Source organism: bacterium (assembly GCA_030654305.1).
In the GTDB taxonomy this organism is placed as follows: domain Bacteria; phylum Krumholzibacteriota; class Krumholzibacteriia; order LZORAL124-64-63; family LZORAL124-64-63; genus PNOJ01.
This window is the reverse complement of sequence record JAURXS010000271.1, coordinates 1-1,938: the sequence shown is the minus strand read 5'-3', so window position 1 is coordinate 1,938 and position 1,938 is coordinate 1. Positions and strand designations below refer to the sequence as shown.

Below are 1,938 nucleotides of genomic sequence, written 5' to 3'. Positions count from 1 at the left end.
CGCCACCACCCCGTGCTGCGCTTCTACGCTCCCGAGGAGTTCGCCGAACTCGCCCGCGCGGGCCGCGACCTCGGCCTGGGCTGGGTGGAGGCGGGACCGCTCGTGCGTTCCAGCTACCACGCGCGCGAGCAGGCCGAAGGGCACGAACAGCACCATGGCGCCTGACCACCCCGATCCCGCCATGACGACGTCATACCGGCCCGCCGGAGCGAAGCGCCGGCTAGTGGCCGGCGCCGCCGTTTACCTGGCCGTGCTGGCGGCCGTCGGCCTGGCGCTGCTGCGGCTGCACGCCTCGGCGGCGGCGAGCCTGGAGCGCGCCCTGGGCGAGCGGCTGCTGGGCGTGGCGACGACGGCGGCCCACCTCGTCGACGGCGACTCGCTGCAGGTCTGGGCCCTGGACCCGCAGGAGACGCTCGACTTCGTCTGGATGCGCTCGCGCCTGCAGGAGGTCCGCCGCGAGAACCGGCTGAGCGAGCTGACGCTCTGCGACCGCGAGGGCTTCGTGCTGGTCTCGGCGGCCGACCGGGTCGCCCGCGGCGACCTCGACTACTACTGGGAGCTCGACCCCGCCGCCGTCGCCTCCGCGCTCGGCGGCGCGCCCGAGCCGGGATCGCTGGTGAAGGTGGGGGACGAGTACCAGAAGAGCGCCTTCGCCCCGGTGTGGACCGCCGACGGCCGGGTCGCCGGCGTGCTGTCGGTCGACGCGGAGGCCGAGTATTTCCGCGCCTTGGGCGACCTGCGGCGCGTCGCCTGGTTAAGCGTGGGCGCCGTGCTGGTCTTTTTGTCGGCGATGGCTTTGGTCGTGGCGAGGCTCGAGCGTTCGCTGGCCGGCGCCCGCGCGGCTGCGCAGCGCCAGGAGACCCTGGTGGCGATGGGGCGGATGACCGCCGGCATCGCGCACGAGATCCGCAACCCCCTGGGCATCATCCGCGGCGCCGGCGAGATCCAGACGGCCAAGCTGCGCGAGCTGGGCGTCGAGCTGCCGACGGCCGACTTCATCCCCGAAGAGGTCGACCGCCTCGACCGCATCCTGACCCGCTACCTGACCTTCGGCCACGGCGGCGCCCCGCGGCCCGAGCCCCTGGACCTCGAAGCCCTGGTGCGCCGCGTGGCGCGGATGGCGGCGGGCGAGCTGGAGCGCAGGGGCGTGCGCATCGAGGTCGAGAACCGCGGCGTTGCCGGTCCGATCGCCGGCGACAGCCCCGGCCTGCAGCAGGTCCTGCTGAACCTGCTGCTGAACGCGCGCGACGCGATGCCCGGCGGGGGCGTCGTCACGATCGTGCTCGCGCCGCGCGGCGACGGCGTCGAACTGCGGGTGCGCGACGAGGGCGACGGCCTGGGCGGCCGCAGCCAGGACGAGCTGTTCGCGCCCTTCTTCACCACGCGGCAGCAGGGCAGCGGCCTCGGCCTGGCGGTGGTGCGCCAGGTCATCGAGGACCACGGCGGCACCCTCGCCCTGCGCGACCGCGACGACGGTCCCGGCGCCGAGGCGGTTGTCGTGCTGCCGCGCGGGGAAACACCGGAGGCACCATGGCCCGCATCCTGATCGTCGACGACGAGAAGAGCCAGAACGTCACCATGCGGCTGCTGCTGGAGGGTGAGGGGCACCAGGTGGTCGACGCGCCCGGCGGCGCCGAGGCGCTGGCCGCCCTGGCCCGCGAGAGCTTCGACCTGGTGCTGACCGACCTGCGCATGTCGCCGGTGGACGGGCTGGCCGTCATCGAGGGGGCGCGGCGCGAGGCGCCCGGCACGCCGGTCATCATGCTGACCGCCTACGCCGACCTCGACACCGCGGTCGAGGCCATGCGCCGCGGCGCGGTGAACTACCTGCGCAAGCCCTGGAAGATGGAGGAGGTCAAGTTGGCCGTGGCGCGGGCGCTCGAAGGAGCGACGATCGCGCGCGAGGGCCGCGCTTGGCGCCGCGAGGCGCAGCGCGCG

At 74.5% G+C, this 1,938-nt stretch carries 3 protein-coding genes; all 3 read left to right on the top strand.

Going from position 1 to position 1,938, the window contains the following annotated elements:
* On the top strand, positions 1-165 hold a 165-nt coding region (locus tag Q7W29_07765; GenBank protein ID MDO9171711.1), incomplete at its 5' end, for a lipoyl synthase.
* Between the two features lie 16 nt (positions 166-181).
* Positions 182-1,546 carry an ATP-binding protein gene (locus tag Q7W29_07760; protein MDO9171710.1) on the top strand — a complete coding sequence of 455 codons (1,365 nt, stop codon included), beginning with the start codon at positions 182-184 and terminating at the stop codon, positions 1,544-1,546.
* A partial coding sequence (locus tag Q7W29_07755; GenBank protein ID MDO9171709.1) for a response regulator occupies positions 1,531-1,938 on the top strand: 408 nt, incomplete at its 3' end. The genes Q7W29_07760 and Q7W29_07755, both read left to right, overlap by 16 nt.

Excerpts from the sequence above, each read along its gene's own strand:
- Q7W29_07760 (MDO9171710.1), top strand. The coding sequence starts at position 182 with ATGACGACGTCATACCGGCCCGCCGGAGCGAAGCGCCGGCTAGTGGCC.